We start from the raw sequence: 15154 nt of genomic DNA, 5'->3' as shown, positions 1-15154 counted from the left end.
TCCGTCACCGAGTCGGCACCGGCGTGCCGCTGCGATAATCATAGAAGCCGCGCTGAGTCTTGCGGCCGAGCCAGCCTGCCTCGACATATTTTACGAGCAGCGGACAGGGGCGATATTTCGAATCCGCGAGCCCCTCGTGCAGCACCTGCATCACCGAGAGGCAGACGTCGAGGCCGATGAAATCGGCGAGCTGGAGCGGGCCCATCGGATGATTGGCGCCGAGCCGCATCGCCGTGTCGATCGCCTCCACCGAGCCGACGCCCTCATAGAGCGTGTAGATCGCCTCGTTGATCATCGGCAGCAGGATGCGATTGACGATGAAGGCGGGGAAATCCTCCGACACCGTCACCGTCTTGCCGAGCTCGCAGACGAATCCCTTGGCGGCCTCGAAGGTCTTGTCCTCGGTGGCGATGCCGCGGATGATCTCGACCAGCTGCATCTTGGGCACGGGATTCATGAAATGAATCCCGATGAACTGCTCCGGCCTGCCGGTCACCGCGGCGAGGCGGGTGATCGAGATCGAGGAGGTGTTGGTGCCGATCATCGCGCCGGGGCGCAGGGTGGGGCCGAGCGCGGCGAGGATGTCGCGCTTGACCTCCTCATTCTCGGTCGCAGCCTCGATCACGATGTCGCTGTCGGAGAAGGCGGCGAAATCCTTCGCCGGACGGATGCGCGCCATGGCGGCGTCACGGTCGCCCTCGACGAGCGCGCCCTTTTCGACCGCGCGGGAGAGATGCGCCGAAATATCGTCGATGCCGGCGACGATGCGCTGCTCCGACAGATCGTTGAGCGCCACATCGAATCCGGCGAGGGCGCAGACCTGGGCGATGCCTCTGCCCATCTGCCCGGCGCCGATGATGCCGACCTTGCGAATTTCCGAGGCCATTTTTGGAACACCACAGCCAGAATGCGCTCGCTCACGCAGCGGAGCCGCTTCTCTCATCAGTATAGCGCGGTAACGGCCGGTCTGAAAACCGGCGGATTTCGCCCGGCGCCGACGCGCCGGGCGAACGTCTCACCGTCCGGCTTTCGCCAGCTCGGCGTCGAGCTCCTTCAGCGCCGGAAAGAGATCGGCGACGAGGCCGAAGTCTGCGACCTGGAAGATCGGCGCCTCCTCGTCCTTGTTGATCGCGACGATCACCTTCGAATCCTTCATTCCGGCGAGATGCTGGATCGCGCCCGAAATGCCGACGGCGACATAGAGGTCCGGCGCCACCACCTTGCCGGTCTGGCCGACCTGCAGATCATTGGGCGCATAGCCGGCGTCGACCGCCGCGCGCGAGGCCCCGATCGCCGCGCCGAGCCGGTTCGCCACCGGCTCGATATAGTCCTTGAAGTTCTCGGCGCTGGCGAGCCCGCGCCCGCCCGAGACGATGGTCTTGGCGGCGGTCAGCTCCGGCCGCTCGGATTTCGCCAGCGCCTCGCTCTTGAAGCTCGACAGCGCGGGGTCCGAGCCGGCGCCGATCGCTTCGATCGAAGCCGCGCCGCCCTCGCCGGTCGCGGCGAAGGCGGCCGTGCGCACGGTGATCACCTTCTTGGCGTCCTTCGACCGCACGGTCTGGATGGCGTTGCCGGCGTAGATCGGCCGCTCGAACGTATCGGGCGCGATCACCTTGATGATGTCGGAGAGCTGCGCGACGTCGAGCAGAGCGGCGACGCGCGGCAGCACATTCTTCGACGAGGAGGTCGAAGGCGCGAGGATCGCGTCATAGGCGCCGGCGAGGCCGACGATCAGCGCCGCCAGCGGCTCGGCGAGCTGATGGCCGTAGAGCGCATCGTCCGCGACCAAAACCTTGTCGACGCCCGAGAGTTTTGCCGCAGCCTCGGCGGCCGGGCCGACGCCCGCGCCGGCGACGAGAACATGCACGCCGCCGCCGATCTGCAGCGCGGCGGTCAGAGCCTTGGCGGTGGCGGGGGCGAGCGCGGAGCCCTGCGTTTCCGCGACGAGTAGAACCGTCATCTCTAAAGAACTCCCGCAGTCTTGAGCTTGTCCAGCAGCTCGGGAACCGAGCCCACCTTGACTCCGGCCTTGCGCGCCGGCGGCTCGGCGGTCTTCAGCACCTCGAGGCGCGGCGAGATATCGACGCCGTAATCGGCGGGCGTCTTGGCGGCGACCTCTTTCTTCTTCGCCTTGATGATGTTCGGCAGGCTGGCGTAGCGCGGCTCGTTGAGGCGCAGGTCGGTCGTCACCACCGCCGGCAGCCTCAAGCTGACGGTCTGCAGGCCGCCATCGACCTCGCGCGTCACATCGACGGAGCCATCGGCGATCTCCACCTTGGAGGCGAAAGTGCCCTGGCCCCAGCCGAGCAGAGCCGAAAGCATCTGGCCAGTCTGATTGCTGTCGTCGTCGATCGCCTGCTTGCCGAGGATGATCAGCCCGGGCTGCTCCTCGCCGGCGATCTTGGCGATGATCTTGGCGACGGCGAGCGGCTCGACGGTCTCGTCGGTCTTCACATGGATGGCGCGGTCGGCGCCCATGGCGAGGCCGGCGCGGATCGTGTCGTCGGCCTTGGCCGGGCCGATGGAGACGAGAACCACTTCGGTCGCCTTGCCGGCTTCTTTCAGGCGCAGCGCCTCCTCGACGGCGATCTCGTCGAAGGGATTCATCGAGAATTTCACATTGGCGACGTCGACGCCGGTCCCGTCTGCCTTCACCCTGATCTTGACGTTATAGTCGACTACCCGTTTGACGGGCACGAGAACCTTCATCGCGCAACTCCCGGCGAGATTGACGTTCGTCTCGAATGTTCGAAAATCGAGCCGCCCTTCGAGCGCCGCGCCAGCAACGAAGGAACGTCGCTCCGTGGCGCGGAGCGCGCGCGGAACGCTCGGATAATGCTCTGGTAACCTCGGCGGGCGCCACTGTCAAACCCCGGAACCGCCCCGGGACCTCGCCATTCTAGCCAATCGCCTCACCCCCACGGCCCTCGGAACGGGATCGGGCCGAACCAGCGCACATCCCGGCGCTTGAACAAGGGCGTCAGCGCGAGCCCGGCGACAATGCCGCCGACATGCGCCCACCAGCCGACGTGCCCCTGCTCGTCGGTGAGAGCATTGAACAATTGGAAGACGATCCAGGCGCCGACGAACAGCGAGGCCGGCGCATGGATCGGAATGATTCCGGCGACGAGGCCGAAAATGGTCGAGCGCGGATAGAGCAGGATGAAGGCGGCGCAGACGCCCGAGATCGCGCCGGAGGCCCCGACCAACGGATGAATGGTCAGCGGCGCGCCGAAGGCGAACAGCAGCCCCGCCGTGACGCCGCAGAGCAGGTAAAAGGCGAGGTAGCGGACGGAGCCCATCGCGTCCTCGACATTGTCGCCGAAGACATAGAGAAAGATCATATTGGCGGCGAGGTGGCCGAGCCCCGAATGAAAGAAGAGGCTGGTCAGCACTGTCCAGTCGGCGCCCGGCGTCACGATCCAGCGGGCGAGCTCGGCATGGCCGAACAGCACCGCCGGAATGAGGCCGAAGCCGCGAATCACCGTCAGCGGGTCGCCCAGAAATTCGCTGAACACGGCGACGAAGACGGCGATATTGACCGCGATCAGCGACCAGTTGACGATCGGCCGCCGCACATATTTCAGCGGCGCGTCGTCATGAAGCGGCAGCACCATCGAATTTTTCTCCTCGCCCGGTCGCCGCCCGGTTCCGATCCTTGCCGCCCGACAGTTTATAGCGCGGTCCGAGCTCTGGCCAAGACGCGGGAGAGGAGCGGGCGCGCGACCCCCACGGCGAGGCCGCGCAGGCCCGCGGTGTCGAGGAGCAGCGTCGCGCCGCCATAGACGACAGCGCCGACGCCGATCTGCATCAGCAGCGTCGTCGCGCCGGGGGCGAGCGTGGCAAGGGGCCGCACGGCCAGAATCATCGCTCCGGTGGCGGCGAGCGCGGCGAGCAGGTCGCGCAGGCGCGGCCATTGCGGCGCGGCGCGCGCGGCGAAGGCGATCAGCGCGCCGAGGGCGACGATATAGGCGCCGCATTGGGCGAGAGCGAGGCTGGAAGCGTCGGCGCCGCGCGGCAGCGCCAGCGCGAAGGCCAGTCCCGAGACCACGGCCAGCGAGGCGGCGCCGATCAGCGGCGCGGTCTTCTTCTCGATCTGGAACACTGGATTGACGGCGAATTGGATCAGTCCCATGGCGAAGAGGCCGGGCAGCAGCAGATCGAGATAATGGCCGAAGGGCCCGCGGAACTGCGCGGGCACGATCAGCTCCTCGATCGAGGGCATGGTGAGCCAGACGCCGGCGCAGGCCGGCAGCAGGAAGGCGGCGACGATCGTCATATTGCGGGCGATCTGCTCCTTGGCCTTCTCCGACCCGTGCCGCTCATGCGCCGCGACCGCGATCTGGAACAGCAGCACGTCGAGCGCCGAGCCGAGCGCATAAATGGCGCGGATGCCGAGGTCGTAGGCGAGCGAGAACTGACCCGTCTCCGCGAAGCCGTAATAGCTCGACGCCATCGCGCGGATCGCGAGCGGCACGGATTGATAGAGCATGTTCGCCGCGACGATCGGCGCGCTATAGGCGATGAGCATATGGGCCGTGTCGAGCCGCGCGCCGCGCGGCGAGGCGCCCGGATCGGCGAGGGAGGCGCGTGCGGTCAGCACGGCGCCGAAAATGCTCGCGAGGCTCCCCGCGAGCGCCATGCCTGCGGAATGAAAGACGAAGGCGCCGCCACCCGTGAGCAGCAGGGCGAGGATGTTCTTCGTCAGCACCACGCGGCCATAGTGCCGGTCCTCGAAGCGGGCGCGCAGGAGAGCGGTCGAATAATCGAAGAGGCCGTTGATCGCCGCCGTCGCCAGCGCCAAGGCGATCAGCGCGTCGCCGAGCGAGACGGTCGGCGCGACGAGGAGGAAGACGCCGCCGAGCAGCGTGAGCGCCGCCGCGACCGCGAGGAAGGAAAAATCGAGCGTCGAGCGTATGGCGGGCTCCGCCTCGCGCACGCGGGTCGAATAGAAGCGAGTGGCGGAGAGGCGCATCCAGTCGAACAGCGCCGTCTGAACGATGACGCCGATGGCGAAGGCGAGCGCGAAGCGGCCATATTCCTCGGGGCCGAGAAATTTCGCGACCAGAAGGCCGATCAGGAAATTGGCGACGGTGTTGGCGAGGAAGGCGGCGAGAACCTTCACCTTGCGGCTCCGGGCGCCCTCGCCGAGAGCAGGCGCGGCAAAACGGCGAGCGCATCGGCCCGCGCGCGCAGACCTGCCGGCTCGTCGGTCTTCGCTTCTTCCTCGATGAGCTCGGCGAAGACGATTTTGTCGCCGGCCTTGTCCGCCCAGCCGACGAACCAGCCGAATTGCCGATCGGCGCGCGCTCCCGTGGGTGTTCCCGTTCCCGTCTTGCCGCGTGCGATCCAGCCGTCCGCCAGCGGGAAGCTCGGCATGATCGCGACCGTCTGATCGATAGCCCGTTGCGAAAACGGCAGGCGGTAGGCGAGCAGCCCGCGCAGAAATGCGATCTGCTCGGCGGGCGAGATCGCCAGAGAGGAGCTGATCCAGGCGCGGGTGAGGCCATTGGCGCGGCCGGGATCGCCGGAAACGTCGCGGTTGCCGTAATCGAGGCGATCGACCGCCTCGCGGAAGCGGGCGGCTCCGAGACTCTTGGTCAGCTCCTGCGAATACCAGACGACCGATTCGCGCAGCCAGCCGGTCGGATCGATCGTCGTCTTCCAGCTCTCCCGCCAAGCGGCGTATCCCTCCTTGTAGGGCAGCGCGGGCGCATGCGCGTCGACGAGCAGGCCAGCCTCATAGCCGATGAGGGCGAGCGGGATCTTGAATGTGGACGCGGGGCTGTTGCGCCGCTCGCAGCCGGCGCCTTCCTTCGCGAGAACCGCGCCGGAATCGGCCTCGACGACGATGCGACACACGGTCTCGGCGCTCGCAGGCGCCGCGAGAACCAAGAACAGGCCGCCGATCGAGGCCGAACGAAGCTGCGCCAAAAGACTCTCCGCATCTATGCCGCGCCCGCAGTCTCGCGCCGTCGCCGGGGGGCGCGTCCTTCTCCCGCTTGCGGGCGCAGCCGGGTCGGATGAGGGTCGCTGCAGTTCTCGGCAGGTCGGAAGGGCTCAGAGACCGGCGCAGCGGCTGGGGCCCTCATCCGACCCCGCTACGCGGGGCCACCTTCTCCCGCGGAGCGGGAGAAGGGAAGCGCGCCCCGAGAGCCACGCTAGCGATCAATCGCCAAGAAAGCCTTATCGCGCAAGCTTCAGCCGGCGCGGCCCGCCTCGCTCGCCTTCGGGACCTCGTTCAGCCGGCCCGTCGCCACATCATAGATGTAGCCATAGATCGGAATGGCGGCCGGCACCAGCGGATGCTCGCGGATGCGCTGCACATCCTGCAGCACGCTCTCCTCCTGCGATTTGATCGTGTGCCATTTGATGAAATGGCCTCCCGAGCAGCCGCCGCCATGCTTGGGATTGGACCAGTTGGCGCCGTCGAAGGCGGCGGTCTCGAGGCTGTCGTCGAGCAGATCGGCCATCACCTCGTCGCTGAAGAGCTCCATGCCGCAATTGGTGTGATGGATCACGAACCATTCGAGCGTGCCGAGCAGCTTGTGCGAGATCACCAGCGAGCGAATGGCGTCGTCGGAGGCGCGGCCGCCGGCGTTGCGGATCACATGGGCGTCGCCCTCGGACAGCCCGGCGTATTTGGCCGGATCGAGACGCGCGTCCATGCAGGTCAGAATGGCGAAGCGCCGCGCCGGCGGCAGCGCGAGCTTGCCCTTGTCGCCGAAGCCGGCGACGTAAGTCGCGTTCGCCGCCAAGACTTCCTGAAGAATTGTCATTTTGTCCTCCCTCGGGCGCGACCGCCCGCGCGGATTTTTTTAAGGCGCGGGCTCGAGAGGGGTAAATGAGTAATTTTCATGGATGCATGAATTTCGTTCATCATGCTTCGCGATAAACCAGCAACATCAGCCCGGCGAGCATGAAGCCGACGGGCCACAGCAGCCCGGCGATGCGTCCGGCGCGATCGGGCAGGCGAATCTCCAGCCAGCGCGCCGCGGCCGAGGCGACCCCGACCAGCGCCAGCGGCGTATGAGTGATCTCGATCAAAAACTCCTGCTTCACATCTGCGAGCCCATGCGAATGGGCGAGCAGCAGCGCGCCGCCGAGCCCGGTGATGAGCGGAAAGGCGAGCGGCGCCCAGGGCGCCGCCACCTTTTTCGTGCGCACGCGCCATTCGAACAGGCCGAAGGCGACGACGAGGGCCAGAAAAATCCGATGCTGCGCGATCTCGGGATCGCGCAGGCTCTCGATGAGGCCGAGCTCGCCGAGCGGCCACACCGCTTCGTCGGCGCGCAGGAACAGGAAGCCGGCGAGGCCGAGCATCAGCAGCGGCCAGTGGCGCGCCGCGGGCGCCGCGCGCGGCCAATGCTCGACCAACGCCAGAACGCCCATGGCCAGCACGAACAGGCCGGCGATGTGATGATTATATTCCGACCAGGCGATATCCTCGGCGTTGCGCGGGGCGGCCGCGGCGGCGGCGGCGACCACGGCTGGAATTTCGGCTTGCGGATCGGTCGCGGCCGCCGCCGGCGCCGGCCGTGCGACCGAAAGGCTGGAATGGTCCGGGCTCTCCAGCCGGATCGGCCATTGCGGCGTCAGCCGCTCGACGATCTCGGCGAGGCTCACGCGGCCCTGCGGCTGATCCACAGCCGGCGGCAGGGAAGACAGCGAGGCCGCGGCCAGGATGGCGGTGAGGCCGAGGCCGATCTCCGCCTCGGCGAAGCGGCGCAGCCTCAGGAGCGGGCGGGCTCGCCCTTCGCGCAGGCGGCGGACGGCGAAGAAATTGAAGGCGCCGAGCGTCAGCAGTCCGGCGAGCAGCGCGCCCTTGGCGCCGACCATCACGCCATAGGCGAGGCCATAGAGAGCTTCGAGCGAGTCGATATAGACGCCGGACATGGCGACGCCGCCGCAGAGAACGAGGGCGGCCCCCGCCATCGACACGCCTGAGAAGCGACGGCCGACGATCGCGCGCGCCTCGCCGTCCGGCGCGCGGGCGAGCGCCAGGAGAAAATAAGGAACGCCGCCGATCCACAGCGCGGCGCCGACGAGATGCGCGAATTCGGCGAGGGCGAGCCATGGCGGGCTGTCGACCCGGCTGACCGCATGGGTGGTTCCGAGCCGCGCGCCGAGCAGCGCCAGGGCCGCGGCGACGAGAACCGCGCCGCCGCCCCGCGCCCGGCTGGCGACGGCGAGGACGAGCGCCGGCCCCAGCGCCAGCGCGTCCGCCTTCACGGCGTCGGCGGTCAGCGCCGAGAGCGGATCGAGCTCGAGCGTCGCGATCAGCATCAGCGACAGGGAGGCGGCGTCGAGCGCGACGAGGCCGATGAGCGCGAGCGCGCTCCAGAACACGATGTTTCGCACGCTCGCGGCGATCGCCGCGCCTTGCGGGCCGAGCGCCGGCGCGATCAGCAGCAGAAAGCCGACGCCGCCGGCCCCGAGCGATTGCGCCGCCGAGATCGCGCCGCGCAGCAGCACGCTGAGAAACCCGTAAATCTCGATGAACTGCTGCATCTCGTCAGCGCAGGACTCGAAAGGAGATGTCGCCGCGCGTGATGTGGCCGTCGACGCTGAGCACTTGCCAATGCAGCTGATAAACGCCCTGCCGCAGATCGCCGAGATGGGCGCGCACGGCGTCGGGCGCGGCGGTTTCGGCGAGAGGCAGGACCGCGCTGCGCAGATCAGGCCCGATGACCAGCACGCGCGAGCGCTTGGCGTCGATCCGGCAGTTGAAGCGCAGCTCTATGGGCACGTCGGGGCTCGTGACGAGCTGCGCCTCGCGCGGCGTCGAATCCGCGAGGATCGCATGCGCTTGCGAAGGCCGGGCCGCGAAGAGCGTCCAGAATGCGATCGCCCCGACCGCCAGGGCGATATCCCGACAAGACCTCATGCCCCCTTCCTCGCTGCTTCAGCTGAGCGGACAATAGCGCGCCGAGCCGGCCTGTGCTCGGCTTTTTTGCGGGCGCCGGGGGGCAGGAATCACGCGCTCACTTTTTGAACAGGCCCTCGGCGGCGGCGAGCGAAGCGGCCTTGGCCGCCCGGGCTTGGCTCAGCCTCTCGATTTCCGCGCGCAGCGCCGCGATTCGCTCGTCGAACTCGGCGAGGGAGAGCGTGTCGAGCGGCTGGCCGAGGCGATGTGACGCAGCGCTCTTGTCCTGCGGGCCGCGCGGGCGGTCGTCTTCGTCCATTGCTTTTCCCTTCACTGGGTCGTGATCGCCGTCTCGTTATCGCTCGGATCGATGCGCCGCGCGAGGCCGGCGGCGCATCGTGGGAGACGCTGCGCAGGCCACGCCGATCCATATCGAGCGCGCCGAGCATGGCGATGAGCTCGTCGGCGACGATCGCCTTTTTCCGAACGGGCGCGGGCATGGCGGCGAGAGGCTCGCTGCGTGCGGCGCGAGGGGCGAGTGGAGGGGCGTCCCGACCTCTGTTCCGCGATCGTTTGCATTTTCGCGACGCCTCGGAGGCGCTTCGAGGGAGTCACTTTCGGCGATTTCGTGCTTATCGGACATGGAATAGGCCCGAAAAGCGAGGCGGATATCCCGCGAAATCGCATGACAAAGCGCCGCTGTGGGGTATGGTTCCACATGCGCCGATTCGACTCTTCCGATCCGGTCGACCCCATCGACGCGGCCCGGCGGCCCGCCCGCAGGCGCTCGCCGCAGGCGTCCCGCGACGCCGCGGAACAGCCGTTCAACTCACCGATTTATTGCGTCTATCCGTCATGGGCGCGGCCGCCGGCGCGTGGCGGCGGCGCGGCTTTTTCCGCCGGCGCGGGGCTGGCGCTGCTCGACCAGATCCTGCGCGCCACGCCGCCCTTCTCCGGGGCGCTGCGCCAGCGGCTGGCGCTGCGCGCCGCGGCGGCGTCCGCGTCGGCCTTGCGCTTGCGCGAGGACGAAGCCGCCTTGCGCGACGCCGAGCATCTCGCCGCCGGCGCGGGGGAGACGACCCCGGCCGGCCGCCTGCATCGGCTGTGGCGCAGCTTCGCCGACCGCAAAGCGACGTTGGACGCCGCCGCCCTCGCCGCCGCCGCCGCGCGCGTCGAGCTGCCGCCGGATCTCGATTGGGCGGCGCTCGCCGGCGCGCTGCAGGGCGCGCACGCGGGCCGCGCCCAGCCGCTCGCCGCGGCCGCGATCGCCGGAGTCGCGCTGGCGCGGGAGCTGTCGGCGACGCGGGGCGCCGAAGCGGAAATCCTCGCTTGGTGGGCGGCGGATGTGGCGCTCGCCGAGAGTCTCGGGTGGGAGCGGCCGGTCGCGCTCGCCGCCACGAGCTTTTTGCGCCCGGAGCTGCGCGGCGCTTCGAGCCGGCGCCCGCGGCCGAGCGATCCGGAATGGCCGGACGCGCTGGCTGGCGCCGTCGCGCTGGCGGCGCGCGACGCTGTGGGGCTCGCCGCCGAGCTGGCGCGCGGCGCGGACCGGCTGCTCGCGGTCGCGCCGAAACTGCGCGCCAAAGGCGCCGGCCGCGTCGTCGAGCAGCTGCTCGCCGACGACGCCGTTTCGCCGGCCCGCGCCGCGCGTGCGGGCCTCTCCGACCGCGGCGCGCGCCGGCTGTTCGATCGGCTCGTCGATCTCGGCGCCGTCCGCGAATTGTCGGGCCGCCCGAATTTTCGCCTCTACGGCCTGTAGAGGACCGCCGATGAGCCGACCCCGGAAAGCCGGACCCGTTGCGTCATTCGACCCGGATCTCGCCGACTTGGCCGAGACGATGCGCTGGCGCGAATGGATGGGCCGCGTCGAGGCGGCGATTTTTTGCGCCCGCGATCCGGTGCCGCGCGAAACGCTCGCGCGGCTGGTCGGGCCGCGGTGCAATCTCGATGATCTGCTCGCCGACATCGCCGACGAACTGCGCGGGCGTCCGTACGACCTCGTCTTCGTCGCTGGCGGCTGGCAGCTTCGCACGCGGCCACGCTTTGCCCGCGCGATCCGCGCGGCGGGCCTCGGCGCGCTGCGCGACGCCGGCGCGCCCGAGCTGACGCCGACGGAATTGCTGGCGCTGACCGCCATTGCCTATCTGCAGCCGGCGACCCGGGCGGAGCTCTCGCGTCTCGCCGGCCGCGAGATCAGCCGCGACGTGATCGGCCGCTTGAAGCGTCTCGATCTCATCGACGGGGCCTTGCGCGCGCCCGAGCCAGGCGCGCCCTTCGCCTATGTGACGACGCGGAAGTTCCTCGCGGCGTTTGGTCTCGCGAGCCTCCGCGACCTCCCCGATCTCGAGCAGCTGGAGGAGGAGGGGCTGTTGCAATGTCCTTGTCCCGACGTCGATCTCGACGGCGCCCTGGGGCTGGAGGACGAGGACGCCGCAACAGACGAAGACAGCGCCGATTTGGGCGACGAGGATGGACATCGGTAGGATAATTGGTAAGTCGGCGCTTCAATCAATCCGATATTGCGCCTTTCGACGAAAGGCGACGCCGGGGCCGAGCGCCCGCAGCGCACATGACAGTGTGGGTTCGAGCGAGCGCCTCCACAGGCCCGCCGCCTTTGATCGGCATGCCGCGCCGCTTTTCGAGATATGCCGCCATAATCCGTGAAACGCCAACGCAATCGCGAGAAAGTTTCCAGTGTAAATGTTCGCGGCGATGCGCGCCTCCGGATGCAGCAGATATTCCGCGAGCAGTCCGGCCGAGAACGGAACCAGCGTGACGACGATCAATAGAGAGCCGTTCCAATAAACGAGGGGATGGTCGGCTCGTCGAATGGTCGTGAATATCCAATGATGATGCGCCCAGATGGCGAGGATGGTGACGAAGCTGATGAAGACGGCGAGATAGCCGGGCCGAGCCGCGGCAAGCTTTGTCGTTCTGCATTTGCATCCGTTCTCGGCCGCTGAAACGGCGCATTGGTCCTGCAACGGGCCGATCGGCTGCTCAAGGCTGCTTTGGGCTTGGAGCGCCGTCGATCGAAGTCCCATCCGTCTTCGCCAGAGGCAGGGTGAAGCTGAAGATCGCTCCACCCGCCGGATTGGATTCGGCCCATATCTTTCCGTAATGCGCTTCGACAATGTTGCGAGAGATCGACAATCCCACGCCGATCCCGCGCGTCTTGGTCGTCACGAACGGCTCGAACAGCTTCGCCATGATCTTTTCCGGCACGCCGGGACCGGTGTCGGCGACATCGACGCGGATCATGCCTCCCTCGACCGAGGAGGTCGAAATCGTCAATTCCCGCTTGTCCGAAGCGCCCATCGCATCGATCGCGTTCCGCATCAGATTGATCACGACCTGCTTGATCTGGACCTCGTCCACGAGCGCGCGATCATCCTTCGCATTCAACCGAAATGCTCCACGGACCCCGGACTGCTTCGCGGTCGGGAGGGTGAGCTCGTAAGCCTCCTCGATCAGCTCGTGCACGCTCGAGAAGGCTTTCTTCGGCTCGTTCCGGGAGACGAACTCACGCAAATGATCGACGATCTGCGCGGCCCACATCACCTGCTCCACAGCGCTCCCCAATATGCTTTCGATGCTCGCGGGGCGCCGCTCGGATGGCATTTTCAACGAGCGCTGCGCCGCATGGAGATAGGTCGCGGCCGCCGCGAGCGGCTGATTGATCTCATGGGCCAGGCCGGTGCCCATCTCCTTCATCGAGTTCAGACGATCGGCTTGCAGCTTCTGCACCTTCTCTTCCGAGCGCGTCGTGCTGGTGACGTCGATGAATGTCGCCACGACTCCGTCGATCTCCCGGGAGGCGCCGCGATAAGGGGTGAGTCGGGCGAGATAATAAGGCGCATCGACGTCGTTCTTGTGCACGCGCCGCTCGATCGAGTCGCCGGTTTCCATGACCTCGAGAAGGTCGGTCGTCAATTCGGGATAATCGAGCTTTGCCGCGAGGTCGGTGAGCGGTCGCCCGGCGTCCGAAGGGATGATGTTGAAGATTTGCGACGCCGCGGGCGTGAAGCTGCGAATGACGAGATGGTGGTCCATGAAGATCGTCGCGATGCGGGTGCTCGCGAACACGTTCCTCAGATCGCTGTTGGCACGGTCCAGCTCATCGATCTTGCTCTCCAGCTCATGATTGACGGTTCGCATCTCCTCATTGAGCGATTGCAGCTCCTCCTTGGAGGATTCGAGCTCCTCATTGGTCGACTGCGTCTCCTCGTTCATCGAGATCAGCTCTTCATTCGCCGATTTCAGCTCCTCGAGGGCCGTCTCATATTCCTCGATCGTCGCCTGAAGCCGTTCGCGGGTCTCGAACAATTCCCTTTCCAGCCGCGCTGCGTCGTCCGCCGGCTCGCGCTCGCCCGGAGAGAGCGGCGTCTCGTCCGACGTCGATGGTTCTCGCGCCTGGAACAAGATCAAGAAAAGCGCCTTCCCGCCCTCCCGGTCCGGCAGAGGCTCGGCGGTCAGCGAAACGAGCTCCGTGTGGCCGTTGTCGATTTCGACTTTCACATTCGGACGCGTCGCCGTTCGACGCGTCTCGATCGCCTCGCGCAGCACGCTGCGCAGATCGAGGCGCAGACCTTTGCGCGCCATTGCGAAGATCTGACGATCCGGCGCTCCGGGCGCCGCTTCGAGATATCTGCCCGTTCGGGTGGAAAAATGAATGATGTCGCCGTCTTCGTTCACGACGACATGCGGAGGCGCGAATCCTTCGGCGATGCGCGCCTCCACGGCGCGCCGCAATTGCGACGCGGATCCCGCGCTGCTCTTGCCGGATGCTGGAGCGGGGAAGGAGAGAGCGTGCAATCCCGCCATGAAATGCGGCATGCGCACCCGCCGCCCGGGATCGCGCGCCTCGAACAGGCAATGTTTCTTGTCGAGCGGTGCGAAGAGGTCGGCGAATTGGCCTATGCTCTCCGACATCCCCAGAAAGAGAATTCCCCCGGCGCGGAGGGAATAGTGAAAGATCGGAATCACCTCTCTCTGCACATCGGCGCCGAGATAGATCAGGAGATTGCGGCAGGAGACGAGGTCCATATGCGAGAAAGGCGGATCACGCAGGATGCTGTGCGGAGAGAAGACACAGAGATCGCGAACCGCCTTGACGACGACATAGCTGCCGGACTCGGCCGTGAAAAAACGTCTGCGTCTCTGCTCCGAAACGGCGTCCATCAGCGCGGCGGGATAGCGGGCCGCGCGCGCGATCGTCAGAGCCGCCTCGTCGATATCCGTCGCGAAAATGGTCACGCGCGGAGCGACTCTCAACCCGTCCATATGCTCGCGCAGAATGATCGCGATCGAATAGACTTCTTCGCCCGTGGAGCAGCCCGGAACCCAGACCCGCACCGCGTCGGCCGCGCCTTTTCCTTCGAACAACCGAGGAATGGCGCTTTCTCGGAGCGCGTCGAATGCGTCCGGATCGCGAAAGAAGCTCGTGACATTGATCAGGAGGTCGCGAAACAGCGCCGTCGCCTCTTCGGGAGCCTCGCGCAGGCGCTCCACATAATCGGCGATCTGCTCGCATTGCTGGATATGCATGCGGCGACGGACCCGACGCATGAATGTCTTGGTCTTGTAGCCGCTGAAGTCATGCCCCGCGGAATCACGGAGGATCGAATAGATGGCTTGGCGCGCCTCGAGAACGACGCCGTCGTCGTCGTTCATTGGCCGATCGGATGCGAGATCGTCCGGCTCCTCGAGATCGCGTATGATCTCGACGAGCTTTTCCGCCATCGCATCGACCGGAATGGCAAAATCGACCAATCCGCTGGCGATGGCGCTGCCCGGCATCCCCCCAAATCCCGGACCCGACCCGTCGCTCGCCTGCGCCATGGTGACGCCGCCGTGCTCCTTGATCGCCTTGATGCCGAGAACGCCGTCGCTGCCGCTCCCGGACAGGACGACCCCGATGGCCGATTCGCCGCGGTCACGAGCGAGCGCGCTGAAGAAGACGTCGATCGGCGAGCGCTCGTGATGGGCGGGGTCCGTCGCCATCAGGCGAAGCCGCCCCGAGGCGATCGTCAGGACCGCGGCCGGCGGAATGACATAGATCTTGTCCTTTTCGATCTGCTGACCGTCGTGGGCGACCTCGACGCTCATTTTGGCGTGGCGCGCCAAAATATCCGTGAGGAGGCTCTTCCGATCCGGAGCCAAATGCATGATGATGACAAAGCTCATGCCCGGATTCGCAGGCATGGCGCGGAACAGGCTCTCCAGCGCTTGGATGCCGCCCGCGGAAGCGCCGACGCCCACGATGGGGAACGATCTGTCCGGTTTCATCGG

Annotated in this window: 14 protein-coding genes; 2 read left to right on the top strand and 12 right to left on the bottom strand. The window is 67.1% G+C overall.

Features of this window, described 5'->3' with window-relative positions:
* Window positions 1-4 precede the first annotated feature (4 nt).
* From K3F48_RS09675 to K3F48_RS09630, 10 genes are all read right to left on the bottom strand, one after another.
* Complete coding sequence (locus K3F48_RS09675; RefSeq protein WP_222575226.1) at window positions 5-886, bottom strand: 3-hydroxybutyryl-CoA dehydrogenase; 882 nt, start codon at window positions 884-886, stop codon at window positions 5-7.
* Between the two features lie 129 nt (window positions 887-1015).
* Window positions 1016-1960: an electron transfer flavoprotein subunit alpha/FixB family protein gene (locus K3F48_RS09670; RefSeq protein WP_222575225.1), complete on the bottom strand. Its 945-nt coding sequence runs from the start codon at window positions 1958-1960 to the stop codon at window positions 1016-1018.
* A 2-nt stretch (window positions 1961-1962) separates the two neighbouring features.
* The gene (locus K3F48_RS09665; RefSeq protein WP_222575224.1) at window positions 1963-2709 is read right to left on the bottom strand and encodes an electron transfer flavoprotein subunit beta/FixA family protein; all 747 of its coding nucleotides are present in this window, start codon (window positions 2707-2709) and stop codon (window positions 1963-1965) included.
* Between the two features lie 203 nt (window positions 2710-2912).
* Entirely contained in the window at window positions 2913-3617 is a 705-nt protein-coding gene (locus tag K3F48_RS09660; RefSeq protein ID WP_222575223.1) for a rhomboid family intramembrane serine protease, read from the bottom strand.
* A gap of 56 nt (window positions 3618-3673) precedes the next feature.
* The gene (locus K3F48_RS09655) at window positions 3674-5125 is read right to left on the bottom strand and encodes a lipopolysaccharide biosynthesis protein (protein WP_222575222.1); all 1452 of its coding nucleotides are present in this window, start codon (window positions 5123-5125) and stop codon (window positions 3674-3676) included.
* Complete coding sequence (blaOXA, locus tag K3F48_RS09650; RefSeq protein WP_222575221.1) at window positions 5122-5934, bottom strand: class D beta-lactamase; 813 nt, start codon at window positions 5932-5934, stop codon at window positions 5122-5124. Before blaOXA ends, K3F48_RS09655 begins: the two co-directional genes overlap by 4 nt.
* Before the next feature lie 266 nt (window positions 5935-6200).
* The gene (locus K3F48_RS09645) at window positions 6201-6779 is read right to left on the bottom strand and encodes a carbonic anhydrase (RefSeq protein WP_222575220.1); all 579 of its coding nucleotides are present in this window, start codon (window positions 6777-6779) and stop codon (window positions 6201-6203) included.
* 100 nt (window positions 6780-6879) lie between these two features.
* Entirely contained in the window at window positions 6880-8511 is a 1632-nt protein-coding gene (locus K3F48_RS09640) for a copper resistance D family protein (RefSeq protein ID WP_222575219.1), read from the bottom strand.
* 4 nt (window positions 8512-8515) lie between these two features.
* A complete protein-coding gene (locus K3F48_RS09635; protein WP_222575218.1) occupies window positions 8516-8887 on the bottom strand; it encodes a copper resistance CopC family protein in 372 nt (123 codons plus the stop codon).
* 97 nt (window positions 8888-8984) lie between these two features.
* Complete coding sequence (locus K3F48_RS09630) at window positions 8985-9185, bottom strand: DUF1192 domain-containing protein (RefSeq protein WP_222575217.1); 201 nt, start codon at window positions 9183-9185, stop codon at window positions 8985-8987.
* 366 nt (window positions 9186-9551) lie between these two features.
* Between K3F48_RS09630 and K3F48_RS09625 the strand changes: the two genes are divergently transcribed.
* Together K3F48_RS09625 and K3F48_RS09620 are read left to right on the top strand one after the other, a co-directional pair.
* Window positions 9552-10622, top strand: coding sequence for a DUF1403 family protein (locus tag K3F48_RS09625; protein ID WP_222575216.1), 1071 nt, complete (start codon window positions 9552-9554; stop codon window positions 10620-10622).
* A 10-nt stretch (window positions 10623-10632) separates the two neighbouring features.
* Window positions 10633-11346, top strand: a complete 714-nt coding sequence (locus tag K3F48_RS09620) for an SMC-Scp complex subunit ScpB (RefSeq protein WP_222575215.1) — start codon at window positions 10633-10635, stop codon at window positions 11344-11346.
* 21 nt (window positions 11347-11367) lie between these two features.
* Here K3F48_RS09620 and K3F48_RS09615 read toward each other — a convergent pair whose 3' ends face one another.
* Both K3F48_RS09615 and K3F48_RS09610 read right to left on the bottom strand, forming a co-directional pair.
* On the bottom strand, window positions 11368-11847 hold the full coding sequence (locus K3F48_RS09615) for a TMEM175 family protein (RefSeq protein WP_222575214.1): 480 nt from the start codon (window positions 11845-11847) through the stop codon (window positions 11368-11370).
* Between the two features lie 16 nt (window positions 11848-11863).
* Window positions 11864-15151, bottom strand: a complete 3288-nt coding sequence (locus K3F48_RS09610) for a chemotaxis protein CheB (RefSeq protein WP_222575213.1) — start codon at window positions 15149-15151, stop codon at window positions 11864-11866.
* Window positions 15152-15154: the final 3 nt, after the last annotated feature.

The organism is Methylosinus sp. Sm6 (genome assembly GCF_019802345.1).
In the GTDB taxonomy this organism is placed as follows: domain Bacteria; phylum Pseudomonadota; class Alphaproteobacteria; order Rhizobiales; family Beijerinckiaceae; genus Methylosinus.
This window is presented reverse-complemented; position numbering and strand designations above follow the sequence as displayed.